At 40.4% G+C, this 619-nt stretch carries 1 protein-coding gene; it reads left to right on the top strand.

What is annotated here, in order from left to right; genetic code table 11:
- Positions 1-619: chromosomal replication initiator protein DnaA (locus tag ACRCJ0_RS18345; RefSeq protein WP_431391578.1), on the top strand; the 619-nt coding region annotated here is incomplete at both ends.

Genomic DNA, 619 nt, shown 5'->3' with positions numbered 1-619 from the left:
TAATCAAATTCAAGTAAACAACCATAATGACAATATTGAAGACAACGGATCAGATCTATTAAATCCAAAATATACCTTTGATAACTTCGTCGTCGGTGATGGCAATAAAATGGCTCACGCTGCAGCTTTAGCTGTTGCAGAGGGCCCCGGCCGCGACTACAATCCCCTATTCTTCTTCGGTGGTGTAGGGTTAGGTAAAACCCACTTGATGCAAGCAATTGGTCATGAAGTATTACGGACAAACCCTAATGCCAAAATAAAATACGTCTCTAGTGAAACCTTCACCAATGACTTTATTAATGCCATTCGTAAGAACACTACAGACGCCTTCCACCAAGAGTATCGAACAGTCGATATGTTATTAGTGGATGATATTCAATTTATTGGGAATAAACAGTCTACCCAGGAAGAATTCTTCCATACATTTAACGTGCTCTATAATAATAATAAACACATCGTATTAACCAGTGACCGTGACGCCAGTCAGATCCCTGAGTTAGAAGACCGGTTAGTTTCCCGCTTTAAGCAAGGCTTATCAACGGATATTACACCGCCAGATTTAGAGACACGGATTGCCATTTTGCGTAATAAAGCCAACGTCAATGGCTTACAAATTCCA

This window comes from Aerococcus sp. L_32 (assembly GCF_050689315.1).
The sequence above is the reverse complement of the archived record's forward strand: the minus strand, read 5'-3'. Positions and strand labels throughout refer to the sequence as shown.